This window comes from Gottfriedia sp. NPDC058432 (genome assembly GCF_042721555.1).
GTDB lineage: Bacteria > Bacillota > Bacilli > Bacillales > Bacillaceae_G > Gottfriedia.
Map to the genome: position 1 here is coordinate 23,529 of NZ_JBHXLC010000010.1, position 19,138 is coordinate 42,666.

Genomic DNA, 19,138 nt, shown 5'->3' on the forward strand with positions numbered 1-19,138 from the left:
ATTCCTCACAGCCCCAATTTATTTCTTAATTCTTGTTCCCATGAAATTACGTTTGTATTTATATATTTCTCATGATCATTTGAACAATACTCTTCAAACGATATACCACAAATGTTACAGCAATTTATTGGTTTCTGTACTAATATTTCATCAAAAAGTAAAAGATATTTTTCGCGATAACAAGTTGTTGAAGATAGAAAATCAATCATCGCTTTGAGTTTTAAATATTTTACTTTTTTTCTCTCGGAAATTAATTCTTTAATCGATTCTAATAAGCCATAATTTATTTTTTCTAAATACAAGTGTTCATTTTCAATTATATTAAATTTGACCATTTCAGAATGAAGCGTCGTCCATTGTATTTCACTAAATTGAAAAACTGATTTCCAATTAGACACAAGGGTTTCAGTCAATTTTATCGGATTTTCTTCTAATCTTTTTAAATAAGCTAGAAAAGACTCAACTTGATTTACAGAAAGGATTTCGTCATCAATTAACCTTAATGGTAACTCATGATCTTCTTCACACATGATTAGTATTGCTATACTGGGCTCACCATCTCGGCCGGCACGTCCAATTTCTTGAAGATAATTCTCAATGTTTGACGGATACTGATAATGAATCACGAACCTTACATTCGGTTTATTAATTCCCATACCAAAAGCACTTGTACAAACGATGATATCTATTTGATTTTGAATAAATTGTTGTTGAATTAAAATTCTTTGCTCATGCTCCATTCCACCATGATAATAAGCAACTTTGCAATTTAACTTTTCTCTTATGGTATGTGAAATTTTCTCACAAGTAGGTCTTGTACCACAATAGACAATGCCTGGACCTGTTAATTTTGAAAGATGGTCAGTTAATGACTTGAGCTTTTCTACTTCTGAATCTACTTTTTCAACTTGAATTGATATATTCTCTCTATTAACTGAATTGATATATTTTTGAACATGTTTTAACTGTAAAGTTTCAATTATTTCTTCCCGCACATTTTTGCTAGCTGTAGCGGTTAAAGCTAAAACCGTCGGATTATTTAATTTCTGCTTAATTTCTCCTAAAGTTTTATATTCTGGCCTAAAATCATGCCCCCACTGTGATATACAATGTGCTTCATCAACAACAAATAACGAGACCTTAGAAGCAGAAAGTTTTTGAATTAAAAATTGATTTTGTAACATTTCAGGCGAAACAAATATAAACTTATAGCTGCTTATATTTTTAAACAAATATTTTTTTTGCTCAAAACTTCTAAAGCTATTTAGTGCAATGACTCGTTTATCTCCAAATGCTTTAATTTGTTCTACCTGGTCCTCCATAAGTGAAAGTAATGGTGAAACGATTACTACAACGCCAGGCAATAGTAGCCCTGTTAATTGATATAATAATGACTTCCCCCCACCAGTAGGAAGCATCGCTAAAACATCTTTCGAGTTTAACAAGTCATTAATAATTTCTTTTTGGTTATTTCGAAAACTTGAATAACCGAACTTTTCGTATAGAATTTTATTTAGGTCCATGTAAATCACCCATTCTTGCAAGAGTAATACGAATTTGAAAATATGTTACCTCATTTAATAAAGCTTCTTTAATAATTTTTAATTTCCTTGTATTTAGCTCAATAATTTTATTTTTTATTAATGTAAATTGTTTTGTCGTAATAAATTGATTAATTGGAAATAATTTATCACCTAATACACACTCAACAATATGATCCTCTATTGTACTAATCTTTAAATTACGAATCGCAGCTATTTCTTGAATTGTTCTACCCTCAGCAAATAATTTCTTCGTTTCAATCGAAGTATTCGTAATATTAGTACTTTTATCTCCATTAACAAATTTACTTAAAAAAGGATAATTATTTTTAGGCTCAACTAAAATGGTGATCATATGATGCAAAGTATTAATCGATTTGAGATAAATTTTCTCAACACTCACTTTGTGTTCAGATGCAATCTGTTCTAAAGTCATGCCATAAGCATTTGCTCCAGACAATCGTTTCACAAATAGTAATGCGTCTTCATCACTTACATTTTCTAAAATTGTATGTAATTCATTATAAAATTGATTAACTAATTCGTTTTTATTCCCTGTAAAATTAAGAATTTCATTTTTTACCCATTCTTGTATATCTTGGTCTTGAATTACTGCCCTAAAATATTTTAAATTCATATTCAGATTTGAAACTGTTTGAAAGAACAATGAAAATCTTTTCCAAAATATCTTTTGAATACTAGAAAACCTTAGACCATTTATATATTTAAACTCCATAAACTGTAATTTTTGATTTTCTAGATAAGCTTGACCATTTTTATTTAACAAATAGATATTTTTATTTTCCGTTTGACTTATATACCCTTTAACCTCTAACCCATTTATAATTTCTTGCATATTCTGATGAGTGAGGAAATGAAAAAGCCCGAAAAATGATGTGACATGATAAAAATGAGAATCTTGAATAATTTGAGCACTTTGTTTACCTTTTAATAAATACATTATACCTTGAATCGTTCGTTCAGCATTATATCGATGAAGTAAAAAAAGGAAGATTTCTTCCAATATTGATAGATTAGACATCATAAACCTCTCAAATAAAATTATTCCATTAATATATTTGAATATTTTTTCGAATAATAATTAGTAGTACAAAAATATTTGTGCATTTTTTCTAAATAGTTTTTATTTCTTCTAGCTTATCATATGTATCAATAACCAAACCATTTTAAGCATATAAAAATCATTATTTATTTTATTTGAGATTTCATCATTTCTCGTTTTTTTCAAAACCTTGTACAATTATATTGAAAAGTTTTGGAAACCGTTTTAAAATGTTTACAGGTACATTACAAAAATAGTATCTGTAACATAAACAGGGAATAATTTGGGAGGTCAATACAATGGCAAAATATACAATCGTTGATAAAGACACTTGTATCGCATGTGGCGCTTGTGGCGCAGCTGCACCTGATATCTATGACTATGATGATGAAGGGATCGCATACGTTACTCTAGATGATAACCAAGGAATCGTTGAAATTCCAGACGTTTTAGTTGATGACATGATGGATGCATTCGAAGGATGCCCAACAGACTCAATCAAAGTTGCTGACGAATCATTTGATGGCGACGCTTTAAAATTCGAATAGTAAAAACTGCGACGAAGTTATTTCGTCGCTTTTTTTATTTTTTTTAATAAAAAAACACGAGCTAGCCGAATTGCTAATTCTACTGTTCCGTCCTTCCTGTAATTTCTAAATCACTCATTGCCGGGCCTATACAATTAATAATCAAAACCCCTTTCTTAATTATTTCCTTATTTTACATATTTAGAATAATCTAATAATTCGTTATAATAAACAAAACATCAAGAGAGGATGAACAGCATGGAACAGATGACAATTACTGAGAAAAAAACATTTTTAAACAAGTTCTTAGAGAAAAATCAGGTAAAAAAAGACATCGAATTGATTCTACAATATCTCCTTGCTGTTGATGAAGTACTAACAAACATCTCGTTTGTAGATGATGCAAAGAGTACACCAAATGGCATTGTAATTAATTTTCGAAATGATAACTACTCTAACTACTCGTACCTTCAGGTTTCGTATTACGAATTTAATAAGAAGGTCGAAATGTCACTGGAATCGATTTACCATAAACTTCGATTACACGGAAAGGAAACAGCGTTTTATCTTGAGTTGTTATTTGATGCGATGCCGATCGAGTACGTTTTGATTTTAGATTCAAATCCGTTTTCGACGACTTCTATTGAACCAAACGAAGAAGTGCAAGCAGAAATTGATGCGTTTCTTTCATCGCTTATCGCTCAAACTTCACACGCACTTCTTCTTCGTCAAATTGACAAAGCACTAGATGAGAAGAATGAACAACAATTTCTTTTGTTATCTTCTCAGCTGATAAACTAACAAATAAACCATCTATCATTCGATAGATGGTTCTCTTTTTTACGGTGCAGTTTTTTCACCTTTCAAAAAAACAAAAAAGTGTCTACCAAAATTTAGTAGACACTTTCATTTATTTATACGTTATGGACATTCATTCTTTGAGTTAACCAAACCTTTAATTTAGGGTAGATTACTAAGAATAGGATCATGATTAATAGACCTTTAATTGCATTAAATGGCATAATTGATGCAACAATTACTTCATTTGGCAGGTTAAAATTCATGAAATGTGCATATGCAGGTAATAACACAAAATAATTTAAAAGACTTAATATTCCAGTCATCACTACTGTACCAACGATTAATCCAAGAGTTAAACCTTTTACTGAACGATATTTTCTAAAGAAATACGACGCAGGTAAAATATATAATACTCCTGCACTGAAATTAGCAAATTCTCCAATTGGTACGCCAGTCATGCTACCATTAATAACATAATGAAGGATGTTTTTTATTAACTCTATTCCTACTCCTGCTACAGGACCAAAAACAATTGCTCCTATTAACGCAGGAACGTCACTAAAATCAACTGTAAGCCATACTGGAAATGCAGGTAGTGGAAAGTACAGCATCATCAGTACATAAGAAATACTGCTAAGCATAGCTACTACTACCATTTTATTTACTTTGTTGCGTTGTTGCATAATACCTCTCTCCTTTTTCCCGATCATATCAAGAAAAATGAAAGGTTCGCTTAAGTAGCGTTATTATTTGCACATATTATCATAAGTCCGAATTAATAAATGAAAAATAGTATAAAATTATGCAAATAAAATAAAATCCCCTATTTTTTGAAATAGGGGAGAATTTTCAGTACGCCAAATAAGCGTTCAAAAAGTGAAATTTTTTGAACTTGCGAACCTCCATCTTCTCCCATCCAGACTATACTGTCGGCTCTAGAATCGCACTAGATCCTGCCCAAAAAATCAGGCTCGCGGGCTTATAAGCAATGCTTAATTACCGCCGGTGGGGAATTTCGCCCCGCCCCGAAGATAGATCGTTTATTAATTTACAGTTTAATGTTACTAAATTAAATACAGTTTGTAAATAAAAATCTCCCACTAATCATTTAGAGCATTATTTAGGTTTTCTTGACAAAAACTTACTAACGAACCATCCTTTTGATCGTTCGCATATAACAACAGCACAACTGTTGTAAAAACGGCTTTAAATTGTGCTAATTTCTTTGACGCTTCCGATACATTACCATAAATCTCAAAAAATGCACCTCTCATATCGTTCGGAATTAGACTATAAATTATAGACAAATCTAATTCACGATTGCCGATATGAGCATCACCCCAATCAATAATTCCTTCAAGTTGGTTTTGTTCATTCACAATCATATTCTTAAAATGTAAATCACCATGAACAAGAACTAATGGTGTCTCACTTTTAATTTCAACTAAGCTTTCAATATAATGATTAATTTTCTGTTCATCTTCAATGAGTTTCTTCTGTATTGCCTGTTGTATATATTTTTTAGCCTGAGGTTTACGGAAGTTTATATCTAATCTTTTTAACTCATCAAATGGTAATTTAATCCCCTTTAATTCATCGAATTTTATTGAATGCAAATTTTTCAAGAAATTAGCGATTGGTTCAATCATTAAAATTCTCTCAGTTCTATTTAAATAAATTGGAGGCTTTCCCGCAATAAAATTATATCCTAAAAATGGCCAAGGAAATAATTCAGATGGCTTTCCATCAAGTGTTGGTACCGTTGTCTTTAATTCAAAATGACTGTAAATAATTGGGAGTAAATTTCTTTCAACGTTTAAAATGGCTACAGCTATTTCTCTTCGCGGAAATCTTAGTAAAATGTCATCATTTAAACAAAAGACAGTATTGTCAAATCCTTCACCAATTTTTTTAATTACGTTTATATTTATTTCGGGGAATTGTATCTTCATTATTTCTTTTACTAATCCCTCTTCCATTACAATCGCTGGATCCCATATATTAGACATTTCTTTCTCCTTAAAATCAAAAAATAGAACTTCACATATAAATGTACTTTACCAAATTTAGAAGTAAATTACATTTAATATGGAAGTTCTTAAAACAGTCGGTCTTTTCGACACAAATTATTAAACTAATAGTCCAAATATACGGCTAAGGATTTGAAACAATTTTTAATTCATGAAAATTTTTATCTAATATTATATCCTTTAATTTCTCTCGATTCCCTCCGATAAATAAAAGACCAATCGTTAAAACAAAAACAACAATCAACAAACATCTCCTAAGAAAATCAAGCATTATTTTCCTCCTACCTAAAGAATTGTGGAAAGTGTTTAATCAGCCCAAAAACTCGTAGACTGACAACTGGTAATTCATTTAAAAAAATAGACGAGACGCATAAATCATTGCAAATCCTTGACTCTTTTTTATGTATATTACTTAAGAAGTATTGAGCAAATGGATCGTGTAAACGCCAAGAAGTAGTTTTACTAAAACATACGCTCAATCATTCTATGATAGAAAAAAATTATTTATACAAAAAAAATAGCGATTGATTAGAAAAATTTAACTATTCAACCGCTACTTTTCTTATTTATTTTTTATCAGTTCGAAATACGATTGATCCTCGTTCGTATTCAACATCCTTAATATTTAAACGTGTGTTGATTACCCTTGCAAGTGCAAAGAAATAATCAGATAATCGATTCAAATATAAAAATACTGGTAGATGAATGTTTTCTTGCTTCATTAATGTTACAACCGTTCTTTCTGCACGTCTCGTTACCGCTCTTGCTTGATGAATGATTGCAGCAGGTTTTGACCCACCAGGTAGAATAAAACGCTGTAATGGGGGAGTTGCTTCCATATATTCATCGATTAATGTTTCAAGCTCTTCAACCATTTTCTCTGTCGTTTTAAAAGGGATGCTATCCTTTACTACTGCCAAATCTCCACCACAGTCAAATAGTTCATGTTGGATCTTTTGAAGTGCATTGTAAATATCTCTCGTATCCTCTTGATCTAAATATGTCATTGCGTACCCAACGATTGTATTTACTTCGTCAATTGTTCCGTAAGATTCTACCCTTAAATCATCTTTATCTACTCGTTTACCTACTAAGCTAGTTTGACCTTTATCCCCGGTTTTTGTATAAATTTTCATGAAAAACCTCTCCTTTTTTCAATTTTAATTTACAATACATTACTTTTATAAATAATGACTTTCTTATTTGTTTCGGGATTATCTAAAATTTGAAAAGATGTGTCATATAAACCTTTTAATAAATTTTCATTTAATACTGAGTCTGTTTTTCCTTCGATATAAATTTTTCCGTCCTTTAATCCTAATAATCGATCACAGTAAAGACTTGCTAAATTTAGGTCATGAAAAACAGTTACAATTGTTTTATTCTCTTGTTTTTGTAATTCCTTTAAAACGTCTAAAATTTTAATTGTGTGCATTAAATCTAAATGGTTACTTGGTTCGTCTAAAAAAATATATGGTGTTTCTTGAGCGAAGCATTGAGCAAGAAAGACTCTTTGACGCTCACCACCACTAATTTCATTGATGAAACTTTTTTCCATCTTCTTAGTACCAGTCATCATCATTGCATTATTGACCGCAGTTTCATCGATTGTGGACCAGCTAGGAAAAAAGGAAGACGAATGAGCAAGACGTCCAAGTTTAACTGTTTCTTTTACCTCATAAGAATATGTATAGGAATTTTGTTGTGATAAAACAGCAATCTTTTTTGCTATTTGTTTATTTGACATACTAGAAACTATTTCTCCATCCAACATTACATTTCCTTTAGACGGCTTAAAAAGTCCACAAAGAATATTTAAAAACGTTGACTTGCCACTCCCATTTGGACCGATAATTCCTAGCCATTCTCCTTGATTAATAGAATAAGACAGTTCATCCAAATCAGTATGAATTCCATCATAAGAATATGAGATATCTTGACATTTGATCATACTTTTCCCCTATTTCTTTTCAAAGATAGTAATATAAAAGCAAATATTGGAGCACCAATTAGTGAAGTAATTACCCCTATTGGTAACTCTCTTGGGGCTAAAACAACTCTCGATAATATGTCAGACCCGATTAAAAAAATTGCTCCATTGATCATCGATAAAGGAAGTAATTTTTTATGTAATGGCCCTACAAGTATTCTAGTATAATGCGGAACAACTAATCCTACAAATCCAATTGTTCCAGAAACGGCTACTGCTGCACCAGATAAAATACTTCCTGTTAACAAAATTAAATAAGTAGATTTTTTTACATCAATTCCGATATGTTTTGCATTTGTGCTCCCAAATGTCATCGCATCTAACTGCCTATTTTGACTAAATAATATTAAGAAAGAAATGATTAAAAACGGTAATAAACTTAGAGAGTACTGAATGCCTCTCCCACCAATATTACCCATTAACCATCCAATTACTGCACGTAATTCATTATTTGAAAAAGTTATAAATAATGACAACAATGCAGAACAAAATGAACTTATGATAATTCCACCTAAAATAATTGTCTCTACATTAAGTGATCGATCCAGTTTTCTAACAAAGAGTAATAATAAAATAAGTGTACCAAATCCAAATAAGATACTAACTACTGGTAATGTAAAATAAGTAACAAAAGGTAAGCTTATTTGAAAAAACAATACAAACACTGCACCTACAGAGGCGCCTGAAGAAACACCTAATGTAAAAGGATCAGCTAAAGGATTTTTAAGTATTCCTTGAAACGCAACACCTGCCAATGAAAGGCACGCACCGACTAATCCAGCTAACATAACCCTTGGCACTCGTATATTCATGACAATTGTTTGAATATCAGCTGGAACATAATCAGTTTTAAATATAGCATCTGAAAAGCTAGAAATAATAGAAGAAAAGGGAATCGATGTAGACCCAATCGAAACCCCTAAAATAAATAAAAAAATTAATAAGATAATTGGAATTAAAAAGATTAAATATGTATTATTTATAAAGCTCTGGGTAAACCGCCTTTGCAATTGCTTCGACTCCCTCTGCAAGTCTTGGACCAGGTCTAGATGTTGTATCTGAATTAACATCATATACACGGTGATTTTTAATTGCGTTTACTGTTTGCCAGTTTTTCCTAGCCATTACAGTTTTTTCTAAATTTGGAACATAATATCCATAAGTTGTTAAAATCACATCAGGATTCGCTTTAATTGCTGATTCCTCACTATACTTTACCCAACCTTTTTCACTTTCAGCTACGTTTTTAGCATGAACAATCGAAAGCATTTCATCTAAGAAAGTACCTTTACCTGCTGTATAGATTTCTGGCGGACCAGAAATTTCAAGCCAAACCTTTGGATTTGTAGTTGCTTTAGCTGTTTTTTTGCTAATTTCATCTAATTTTGTTTTCATACCAGTTACAACTTTTTTCGATTGCTCGGTTTTTCCAGTTATTTCTCCAACTTGTTGAATTGTATCATACACATCATTAATAGTTGCAGCATTTTTTACGACAAAAACATTAATCCCAGCTTGTTTTATCTGTTCTAAACCGTCAGCAGAAATTCCTAAACTTGATTCATGAGCTAAAACTAAATCAGGTTTCAATGAAATAATTTTTTCAACATTATATGTCATATCGGCATTATTTCCGCCAACTTTATCAATTGATTTTACTTCTTTTGGATAATTGTCAAAATCTGTTACCCCTACTACATCCTTGCCATCACCAATAGAAAATAAGATTTCAGTATTACTTGGAATAAGTGATACGATTCTTTTAGGTGCCTCTTTAAAGCTAATTTCTTTGTTCGTTGCATCTTTAACAGTCATTGGAAAAGTTGCTTGTTCTGTTTTACTTACATTCGATTTTTTTTGTGTCGTATCATTATTACAACCAAATAATCCTAAACACAATAACATAATAATAAAACTTGATAAAAACTTTTTCATTTAAATCCTCCTAAATAATTGAAATACATAAAAAAAACCCCATTCATTTTGAACGGGGCTGAAACAACATAAAAATACAAGAAGTCTTGCAACTGCTGCTTCAAATCCTTACTCCCCGAAGAATTGAACAAGGATGAATTTAGCAGGTCTACTGACTTTGTTTCAACCTACTCCGACCTTCCCATTCTTTCGAACAGTGGCTATTCGTTTCGTCCACATTACAGTTGCGGGGACAGTTCTGGATTATACCAGATTCCCTTTTAAGCAATACTTGCACTAAACTCATCAATATTTCATTAATTCAATCGTAAGATAAATTGGGTAAGAATTCAATTATTTTATTTATATGTTTATGATTTTACTAACATTTTATCTGTTTTTTGTGTGTTTTGTAGAAATTTCTTCTCTAAACATATGGGAAATATGTTTTATATGAAACAAGATTACTCTACATCTTTTTCGTTCATTCGTAAATTATGCGGTATTTTAACTTTAAATGTCGTTCCCTGTCCTACTTCACTATAAACCTGGATGGATCCACCATGTGCTGTAACAATATTTTTAACGATTGATAAACCTAAACCTGTTCCACTTCTACCTCTGGTACGAGCTTTATCTGCCTTATAAAAACGTTCAAATACAAATGGTAAGTCTTCTTTTGAAATCCCTGCACCTGAATCAATAAAATTAAATGTAGTTGATCTTTCATTTTGATTTACTGAAACAATTATTCTTCCATTTTCATTCGTATGTCTTATAGCATTATCAATTAAATTTGTAAAAACCTGTTCCATTCGATCCTCATCTATGTAGATATTCAAATGCGAAACATTGTCGATTTCACCAAATAGCTTAATATTTTTATCCTTTGCTAGACCTTTAAACTTACGTAAAATTCGATCCACAAATTGTACTAGAGGAACGAACTCTCTATTTAATTCGGTAAAACCGTTCTCCATTCTTGCTAAATCTAACAGATCATTTACTAAACGCCCCATTCTAAGAGACTCATCATAAATGATTTGTGACAATTCCTGCATTTCTTCTTTGGATTCTGCTACCCCATCAACAATCGCTTCGCTATAACCTTGTAATAAAGAAATAGGCGTACGTAGTTCATGAGAAACATGCGCTATAAAATCTTTTCGCATCTTTTCTAAACGTCTTTGTTCTGTAACATCTCGAATCACCGCTACAACGCCTCTTATATTTGTTTGATTATAAAGGGGCGACATTAAAACTTGCCAATTGCCTTGATCAAAATGTAATTCGATAAATTGCTTTTTCTCACTTTCGACTACTAATACAAATAAATCTAATAACTCATTTGTTAAAACAAGAGAAGAGGGATCTTCTAACTGATCATCATTAAGCATTTTCAAAAAGCGTTCAGCTGGTGGATTTGATGTCACGATTTGACCTTCTTTATCAATCGAAATTACCCCATCTACCATACTTGTAATAATATTAGAAACCTTCTCTTTCTCTTGTTTTAATGCATTCATATTAAAATTTAATTGTTTACTCATCTTGTTAAATGAATACGCAAGCTCTCCAATTTCATCACTTGAATGGATCGGTACTTTCACATTAAAATTTCCTGAAGTCATACTACTTACAACTTCTTTCATTTTTCTAAGAGGAGCTGTAATTTTAGAAGAAAGAAAGAATGAGAAAAATGTTGTTAATACGATTCCGATTGATGCCGCAAGCAAGACAAAATTAGTCGTTTGATGAATCATCACTTTTACAGGTTGTAATGTTTGGTATATAAATACAGCTCCATTATTTGAGTTTGTATGTAATGGAACACCCACTACTAATTTTTCTCTCTCACTATTTTCACCATAAACAAGTCTTTTACTGACCTCTTTATTATCAGTTAACGTTTTATTTAAGATTTCATCATTTTTTATTTCTTTAAAAGGTAGATCCTGTATTCCATAAGTATTATTTGAATACCATGGCTCCCTATCGTCAATAGAAATGATTACTCTTGAATATCGACTAACAATATTATTTGATAAATACTCAATATTTGAGAGTGGTTGACCATTATCTATTAATTGTGCAATTTTCGTTGCATCATCTTTCATATTTTGTACTTGAAGGTCAATATAAAATTTTTCAAAAAATCCTATTAAGACAAAGGTCAAAAATGATAATACAAGAGAGACTAGTAAGATAATTGTCAGCCAAAGCTTTCCAACTAAACTTCTTACGATCATTACTCCTGACCTACTTCAAATTTATAACCTACACCCCAAACGGTTACAATCATTTTCGCAGCATCCTCAGAGCTTTTACTTAGTTTTTCACGTAGTCGTTTTACATGTGTGTCTACGGTACGTAAATCTCCGAAAAAATCATATTGCCAAACTGATTTTAATAATGTTTCACGATCAAATACTTTGTCAGGTGCCTTAGCTAAAAACAACAGTAATTCGTATTCTTTTGGTGTTAAACTGATCTCTTCCCCTTCAACAATTACCTTATGAGCATCATTATCAATCGTTAGATGCGGAAACACAACGATATCCTTCGCTGAAGAATTATCTGAAGTAAATACTGGTACAGGTGAAGAACGTCTTAATAGAGCTTTAACACGTAGTACTACTTCACGCGGACTAAATGGCTTAACGATATAATCATCGGTACCTACTTCAAAACCTTGAACTCGGTTTGTTTCTTCACCTTTTGCCGTTAACATGATCACAGGCGTTGTTTTTGTTTTTCGTAATTCCCTACAAACTTCAATTCCATCAATTTTAGGCATCATCAAATCTAGTACGATTAAGGAATATTCATTCTTCAATGCTAAATTTAAAGCATCCTCACCATTTTCAGCTTCGTCAATACTATATCCATCACGTTCCAAATACATTTTTAATAATCGTCTAATACGATCTTCATCATCTGCTATTAATATTTTTATATTTTGATCCATAATTTCGACCCCCTCTACATAATTTTACATAATAAAAATTGGATATTCTAGTATAATTTGTGAACATTTTTACATAATTCTTAGAATTTATTATTTCCATAAAATAGTGAAAAAAAACTTGGCAGCAAGAGTGCGATTTCTAGGAAACCAAAATTAAGTAAATGTGGACCAAAATAAAAATTAGAAAAAAAAGCCTTGTAAAGGAAGCTTTATTCCTTTACAAGGCTGATTATTAATTACGCATATGAGTGTAAACCAGCAATGATTAAGTTTACTGCAATTAAGTTAAACATAATAATTGCAAATCCCAGTACGGCTAACCAAGCAGATTTTTCACCTTGCCAATTTCGTTTGAAACGAAGATGTAAAAACACTGCATAGAATAACCATGTTATTAATGCCCAATCTTCCTTTGGATCCCAGCTCCAGAACTTTGTCCAAGCAATTTGAGCCCAAATCATAGCAAAGATTAATCCACCAAGTGTAAATACTGGAAAACCAATTGCTACAGCACGGTATCCGATTTCGTCTAATAATTCACTATCGACTTTTTGTACAAATGGTTGTAAAAATGCACCAATTCGTTTTCTGATAATTAAACGAATGATTGCATATAATGCTGCGCCAGCAAAAACTGACCAAATTACAGTGTTCAATTTTTTAGCATTAACCATCGCTGGCACTTCTGCAAGGGCTTCAAATTTATCTTTTGTTGTCAATTCACCTTTATGTGGACCAACAATTGATGGAAGATTATAGACCATTTCTTCTTGTAATTTATCTTTATTAATCCAATTATATTTTGCTTCGTATCCAGATGCATTAAATGCTGTAGAAATAATAACGAAACCAACAACAGTTACTAAGAAATATAAAACTGCTTCTAGCCAAAATGTTTTCTTTGTTGATACTTTTTGATCGATATTTTTAATTAAATAAATTAGTCCTGTAATAAAGCTAATCGCTAAAATAGCTTCCCCTAAAGCTGCTGTTGTTACATGGATATGTAACCAATAGCTTTTTAAAGATGGAACTAATGGTTTGATTTCATGTGGAAATACTGATGCATAAGCAATGATGATTATTGATAAAGGTAATGCGAATAATCCGATTATATTTAAGCGATACATAAAATAAATCATGATAAACGCAAAAATTAACATCATTCCAAAGAATGTAATAAATTCAAATAAATTACTTACAGGTGCATGTCCAGCAGCAATCCATCTTAAAATAAAATAAGTAATTTGCGATAAGAATCCAATTAATGTAATCGAAATACCAATAGTACCCCATCTATTAGGACCATTATCATTTGTTTTCATCGAGCCGCCAAAAAAGAAAGTAGCTACTATATAACAAATAAACGCGATAAATAAAAAATTACTACTTAGCTCGTACATATTTTCCCCCTAGTTAAACACTATTCTTTAGCTTGTTGATCTATCGGCAATTCAATTTTTGTGTCTACAAACACTTTCTTTAATTCCATCTTTAAACCATAATAGTTTTTATTTGTAAATGCCGCAACCCAAACTTCCCCATCTTGATTCTGTATCCAAACGCGTCGGTGATACCAATACATACCTTGAATTACACCGATCATAAAGATTGCTCCTCCAAGTGCTAGTAACCAAAGAGTTAAATCTTTACGTACTGTTAAACCTGTTGAATCTTTTGTTTCAATCCCTGCAAATGACATTTTATATTTGTTTTCACCATTTGGTTCAATATTTTGTTTAATTGCAACAAATGCTACTTCGCCTTTTGGTGTTTTTGGTGTAGTCATTTTAAATACAAACGCTGGATTGTTTGGTTTTCTTGTTTTTGTATCAGGCTGACCATCAGAGTTAAAATAGAAATCTGGAAAATAATTTTTAAGTTCTACTTTATATCCATTTTTTAAGTCATATACTTCTTTAGGATTTTGTAAATCTACTGTGATTGGCCCTAATTTTTCACCTGTTTGTTTATTTTGTAATGTAAATAAGAATGCACTAAATTCACCAATTCGATAATCTACTTGATATAGAGCGAAGTTTTGGAACTTTAAAGGTTCATTAACTTTAATACTATAATCTTTTACTTTTTTAAGTTTTGGATCTTCTCCTGGAATTAAATTCCCTTCGCGTTTATACAACGTCACATCGGCTTGATAGTTTTTAGGTATTTTATCATTTCCAAAGCGCTCAATCGCTTTTTTATAAACTTTACCCTCTTTATCTTTATCATATGTTTCCATATGGAAATCATTTAATTTAATATAATAGTTTTGGTTTGTACCAACGACAGGTTTTAATTCGCCTTCTTGAACCCAAAGAGCTTTATCCATATACATTCCAGGTACATATCTCATCATTACCCCAATAAGGAAGATAATTAACCCTATATGGTTTACATATGGACCCCAACGAGAGAAACGACCTTTTTCTGCTAAGATATTGCCGTTTTCTTCACGAATCTTATAACCTCTTTTACGCAAATTAACTTTAGCTTTTTCTATCTCGTCTGGAATATGATCAACTCTACTAATTCCGAACATTTTTTGTCTTTTTAAAAAGTTTGGATGTCTAGTAACAGTTTGTTTGTTTAGAGCTTTATAGAGTGGTAAAATTCGATCTAAACTACAAATTACTAGTGAGATCCCAATCGATGCAACAAGTAACATGAACCACCAAGAGTTAAACGTATTATCCAAACCGATTGCATCGTATATTTTACCAAAGATTCCATATTCATCTTGATAATACGTTGCAGGATTCGCAGTAGGTGGTAATAAATCTCTTTGCGGAAAAATAGTACCTAATGCTGCTGCTACTAGCGTAATTAGAATGATTACAACTGCTACCTTTACAGATGAAAAAAACGTCCATATTTTATCTATATAAGTTTGATTATTAACGATTGATCTTCTAGCAGTCCCTTCATATCGCATATCAAGTATTTCTGTTGCTTTTTCATCTTGAGGTTTACCGCATGACTCACATATTTCAGTACCTACATGATTAAGATGACCACATTCACATTTAAAAGTCTCCATTTTATTTCCCCTTACTAATGTACACTCATCATTTTGGTAATATTTCTTTAATATAACTTTCAAAAGAATCTGGTGTCATTTGACCAGTTACGATTCTCTTTATTGTTCCATCCGGACTTACAAAAAACGTAGTTGGTAAAGGGTTAACACCATACGTATTTAAAACCTCTTGATCTTTATCTATTCCGACTGGAAATTTAAGTTTATAATCGCTTACAAATCTTTGTACTGAAAATTTCGATTCATCTGCATTCATTGCAAGTAACTCGATTCCTTTTCCCTTATATTTCGAATAGATTTCATTCATAAATGGCATTTCTCGCTTACATGGTTCACACCAAGTACCCCAAAAGTTAACAATCACGCCTTTTCCTTTTTCACCTGAAAGAGTATACTTTTTACCAGTATTTAGCTCCGTCATAGCAAAGTTTGGCGCTTTACTTCCTTTAGTAATAACTTCATCTTTCTTAAAGAAATTTATGTAAAAAGTATAACCAATTGCACAAACCAAAACTAATAGGATAATTGTTCGAATTAACGTTCTATTTTTCTTCATATATGCAGTTCCTCCCATATGATAGAATATCATTATTTCCTATTCTTGAATAGAAATTTGATACGTTTCAAAAAAGACTAAATTTTCAATCTTTTATCCCGAAATATTAAATGTTTAAAGCAAAGAAAAAACTCGGTATTTACCGAGTCGTAGTGAAAAAATAAGATATCAGACTGAATTAAAACATATTTTCTAAAATTGTTAACGGATTATAAATAAGTACTGAATTTAGGTTAAGTAACTAAGTAAAAAAGCAGTGATCATCAGTCTGATTTATCATTAGCGTGGCTTTGCTGTAGCTATTGCTCTTAGTTTTTTCACTTCATGAGGTGATAGTTCTCTTGCATCACCAGGAGTTAATCCACTCAAATCTAAAAACGCATATCGTTCACGTTTTAACTTCACAACTGGAGTACCAATCGCCTCAAGCATCCTCTTGACTTGACGGTTTCTACCTTCATGAATGATCAGTCTTACAATTGCAGTATTTTTGCTTTTATCAAGTGAAATCATTTTAACTTGAGCTGGAGCCGTTTTCCCATCCTCAAGCACAATTCCTCTTTCTAATTTACGTAACTGCTCTTTAGTTGGAATCCCTTTTACTTTTGCGATATATTCTTTATCTATTTCATATTTTGGATGTTGAAGTATATTTGAAAATTCGCCATCATTAGTTAATAGAATGATACCCGATGTATCAAAATCCAATCTACCAATTGGATAAATGCGTTGTTTAATCATTGGGAAAAAGTCTGTTACAACTTTTCTACCTTTATCATCTGAAACACTTGAAATTACACCTGATGGTTTATATAAAAGGAAGTATACTGGTTCTTCTTTATCAATCGGAATCTCTTCCACTTCAACACGATCGTTACCACTTACTTTAACACCTAACTCAGTAACAACCTGACCATTTACTTTCACTTTTCCTTCTTTAATTAACTCTTCTGCTTTACGACGAGAAGCAATTCCCGCTCTAGCAATAACTTTCTGTAATCTTTCCATTCGATCATTTCACCTCTTCAACCATCATACAGATTTATACAATTGAAAACAAGTAGCAGCTACAAGGTTTTTTATGAATAAAGTGAGTTAAACACCAAATCTAAACCTTAATTCCATTTTTAAGTCGTGCACGATCGTCATTCTTCCTCTTAATCCATTGTCCCTTTATCCTTCTCTCAATATCATATTTTTAAAAATCTATCATATAATTTACTAGATTTGCAGAAATGAGGTAATAGATATGAATTTAACTTTAAAACACTCCTCAGCATTTGACCGTTCTAAAATTATTACGCCAGGTAGTGTACTTATTACTAAAAAGAATGAAACAATCTATATGCTTGTTTATGAGGAAAATGAAGACGATTTCCCATATGTACTTGTCTCATTAACCGATGCAAGACTAGTCCAAAATTATGATATTATGCCAACCCTTGGAGATATTGAAGATTGGATTGGTGAAGTGACCATGGTAACTCAGAAAAACAAAATATCTATTACAATTCAAGCTAATTACTAGTTTGCTGTTTAATCTATTAGGAACCCGTCAATAATATAATAAGTAAAATGAAAAAGGAGCTTACTATATGAATTATTCTTTTAATCCAGCAGTAAAATATAATTCAGTTGGTTCGTTTAAATTAGGCGATGTATTTTTCACTTCCGATAAACCTTCAAAAGCATACAAATTAATCTATGACTCTACAGAAACTAATTACCCATATATTTTATTATGCTTAGATGATGCCATTTCAATTCAAAGCTTTGATGATATTCCAACAATTGAAGATATTGAAGAAAATATTGGAGAAATTAAATTCACCGTTCCAAAAGAGAAATTACTTCTTGTGATCAATTAAGCTATTTTTTATTTTTGTTGCTTTAAAACGCCATCAAAATTAGGATGACGTTTTTTTCATTCTGTTGAAAACGATTTTGCCAATTAAGGTGGCTGCATGAGCCTTATTTCCACAACGGGATGTCCACTTTCCTTATGGCCGAGATTTATTTGTTCATTTCTCAATCCATTTTACGTTTAGTCCTCAAGATTCTTTTGGGTTTCGCTCAAATTTATGAATGATTCGTGGTCTTATTTGCAGTTTACTTAATTTTAATTGTAGTTTTGCCTTATTTATTTGCACCTCCCCATTTTCTTTTTTCCAACAGTCTAATATAAAAAAACGTCATCCATTAAGATGACGTTTTTTTATATTAAGCAAATACGCTTTCTAACGTTTCGTCAGTTTGCTCGCTCCAATATTTTAACCATTTTTTTGCGCCTTCAAGGTCATGAAGTTTTGCTTGGCCGCATTGAAGCTCATTTGCAGCAGGTACTTCTTCAACTTGCTGTCCAAGTTCAGCTGTTTTACGTAATAATGTGATTACTTCTGAAATTGAAGGTGTACCAGCGATTATTAAATAAAATCCAGTTTGGCAACCCATTGGTGATAAATCAATAATTTTAAAAGGGTCACCAGCAGGTACTGCTTCACGTACGTTCAAAGCTAGTAAATGTTCTAAAGTGTGAATTGTATCTGGTTTCATTGCTTGCTTATTTGGTTGGCAAAAACGAATATCATATTTTGTAACAACTCCGTCTGTACCAACTGCATGAGTCCCACAATGTCTAACGTAAGGAGCAACAACTTTTGTGTGATCTAATTCAAAACTTTCAACTGATGGCATATTTAATTTCCTCC

General features: G+C 31.6%; 20 protein-coding genes and 2 riboswitches. Of the genes, 4 read left to right on the plus strand and 16 right to left on the minus strand.

The annotated features are described in order from the left end of the window. Positions 1-5: 5 nt before the first annotated feature. Both ACFWM3_RS11875 and ACFWM3_RS11880 read right to left on the minus strand, forming a co-directional pair. Positions 6-1,523 (minus strand): RecQ family ATP-dependent DNA helicase, encoded by a 1,518-nt coding sequence (locus tag ACFWM3_RS11875; RefSeq protein ID WP_390311464.1) that lies wholly within the window; start codon positions 1,521-1,523, stop codon positions 6-8. Then, complete coding sequence (locus tag ACFWM3_RS11880; RefSeq protein ID WP_390311465.1) at positions 1,510-2,583, minus strand: YpbB family protein; 1,074 nt, start codon at positions 2,581-2,583, stop codon at positions 1,510-1,512. The genes ACFWM3_RS11875 and ACFWM3_RS11880 overlap by 14 nt, the downstream gene beginning before the upstream one ends. 320 nt (positions 2,584-2,903) lie before the next feature. Between ACFWM3_RS11880 and ACFWM3_RS11885 the strand changes: the two genes are divergently transcribed. Further along, complete coding sequence (locus tag ACFWM3_RS11885) at positions 2,904-3,152, plus strand: ferredoxin (protein WP_056466764.1); 249 nt, start codon at positions 2,904-2,906, stop codon at positions 3,150-3,152. Between the two features lie 237 nt (positions 3,153-3,389). After that, positions 3,390-3,932 (plus strand): YpiB family protein, encoded by a 543-nt coding sequence (locus ACFWM3_RS11890; protein ID WP_390311467.1) that lies wholly within the window; start codon positions 3,390-3,392, stop codon positions 3,930-3,932. 113 nt (positions 3,933-4,045) lie between these two features. Here the strand turns inward: ACFWM3_RS11890 and ACFWM3_RS11895 are convergent, their stop codons facing one another. From ACFWM3_RS11895 to rluB, 13 genes are all read right to left on the minus strand, one after another. Next, complete coding sequence (locus tag ACFWM3_RS11895) at positions 4,046-4,615, minus strand: ECF transporter S component (RefSeq protein WP_056466771.1); 570 nt, start codon at positions 4,613-4,615, stop codon at positions 4,046-4,048. Positions 4,616-4,832: 217 nt separating this feature from the next. Then, positions 4,833-4,969: riboswitch (FMN riboswitch) on the minus strand. Between the two features lie 63 nt (positions 4,970-5,032). After that, positions 5,033-5,941 (minus strand): phosphotransferase, encoded by a 909-nt coding sequence (locus ACFWM3_RS11900; RefSeq protein ID WP_390311468.1) that lies wholly within the window; start codon positions 5,939-5,941, stop codon positions 5,033-5,035. A gap of 145 nt (positions 5,942-6,086) precedes the next feature. Beyond that, entirely contained in the window at positions 6,087-6,233 is a 147-nt protein-coding gene (locus ACFWM3_RS11905; protein ID WP_156339602.1) for a hypothetical protein, read from the minus strand. A 295-nt stretch (positions 6,234-6,528) separates the two neighbouring features. After that, the gene (locus ACFWM3_RS11910; RefSeq protein ID WP_056466779.1) at positions 6,529-7,098 is read right to left on the minus strand and encodes a cob(I)yrinic acid a,c-diamide adenosyltransferase; all 570 of its coding nucleotides are present in this window, start codon (positions 7,096-7,098) and stop codon (positions 6,529-6,531) included. 29 nt (positions 7,099-7,127) lie between these two features. Next, on the minus strand, positions 7,128-7,913 hold the full coding sequence (locus ACFWM3_RS11915; protein WP_390311469.1) for an ABC transporter ATP-binding protein: 786 nt from the start codon (positions 7,911-7,913) through the stop codon (positions 7,128-7,130). Continuing rightward, positions 7,910-8,962, minus strand: a complete 1,053-nt coding sequence (locus tag ACFWM3_RS11920) for a FecCD family ABC transporter permease (RefSeq protein ID WP_056466786.1) — start codon at positions 8,960-8,962, stop codon at positions 7,910-7,912. The genes ACFWM3_RS11915 and ACFWM3_RS11920 overlap by 4 nt, the downstream gene beginning before the upstream one ends. After that, the gene (locus ACFWM3_RS11925; RefSeq protein WP_056466790.1) at positions 8,928-9,887 is read right to left on the minus strand and encodes an ABC transporter substrate-binding protein; all 960 of its coding nucleotides are present in this window, start codon (positions 9,885-9,887) and stop codon (positions 8,928-8,930) included. The genes ACFWM3_RS11920 and ACFWM3_RS11925 overlap by 35 nt, the downstream gene beginning before the upstream one ends. A gap of 124 nt (positions 9,888-10,011) precedes the next feature. Further along, positions 10,012-10,183, minus strand: a riboswitch (cobalamin riboswitch). Positions 10,184-10,330: 147 nt separating this feature from the next. Next, positions 10,331-12,115 carry an ATP-binding protein gene (locus tag ACFWM3_RS11930; RefSeq protein ID WP_390311470.1) on the minus strand — a complete coding sequence of 595 codons (1,785 nt, stop codon included), beginning with the start codon at positions 12,113-12,115 and terminating at the stop codon, positions 10,331-10,333. Next, positions 12,115-12,834, minus strand: coding sequence for a response regulator transcription factor (locus ACFWM3_RS11935; RefSeq protein ID WP_025672290.1), 720 nt, complete (start codon positions 12,832-12,834; stop codon positions 12,115-12,117). The genes ACFWM3_RS11930 and ACFWM3_RS11935 overlap by 1 nt, the downstream gene beginning before the upstream one ends. A 236-nt stretch (positions 12,835-13,070) precedes the next feature. Then, entirely contained in the window at positions 13,071-14,237 is a 1,167-nt protein-coding gene (gene ccsB / locus ACFWM3_RS11940) for a c-type cytochrome biogenesis protein CcsB (protein WP_056466796.1), read from the minus strand. A 20-nt stretch (positions 14,238-14,257) separates the two neighbouring features. Continuing rightward, entirely contained in the window at positions 14,258-15,874 is a 1,617-nt protein-coding gene (gene resB, locus ACFWM3_RS11945) for a cytochrome c biogenesis protein ResB (protein ID WP_056466799.1), read from the minus strand. Positions 15,875-15,902: 28 nt separating this feature from the next. Then, positions 15,903-16,430 carry a thiol-disulfide oxidoreductase ResA gene (resA, locus tag ACFWM3_RS11950; protein WP_056466802.1) on the minus strand — a complete coding sequence of 176 codons (528 nt, stop codon included), beginning with the start codon at positions 16,428-16,430 and terminating at the stop codon, positions 15,903-15,905. Between the two features lie 279 nt (positions 16,431-16,709). Then, positions 16,710-17,438 carry a 23S rRNA pseudouridine(2605) synthase RluB gene (gene rluB, locus ACFWM3_RS11955; protein ID WP_390311471.1) on the minus strand — a complete coding sequence of 243 codons (729 nt, stop codon included), beginning with the start codon at positions 17,436-17,438 and terminating at the stop codon, positions 16,710-16,712. A gap of 241 nt (positions 17,439-17,679) precedes the next feature. Here rluB and ACFWM3_RS11960 point away from each other — a divergent pair, with 241 nt between their 5' ends. Next, a complete protein-coding gene (locus ACFWM3_RS11960; protein ID WP_056466809.1) occupies positions 17,680-17,958 on the plus strand; it encodes a hypothetical protein in 279 nt (92 codons plus the stop codon). 67 nt (positions 17,959-18,025) lie between these two features. Then, positions 18,026-18,298, plus strand: a complete 273-nt coding sequence (locus ACFWM3_RS11965) for a hypothetical protein (protein WP_056466812.1) — start codon at positions 18,026-18,028, stop codon at positions 18,296-18,298. Positions 18,299-18,650: 352 nt separating this feature from the next. Here the strand turns inward: ACFWM3_RS11965 and ACFWM3_RS11970 are convergent, their stop codons facing one another. Further along, a complete protein-coding gene (locus ACFWM3_RS11970) occupies positions 18,651-19,124 on the minus strand; it encodes an S-ribosylhomocysteine lyase (RefSeq protein ID WP_056466815.1) in 474 nt (157 codons plus the stop codon). Positions 19,125-19,138: the final 14 nt, after the last annotated feature.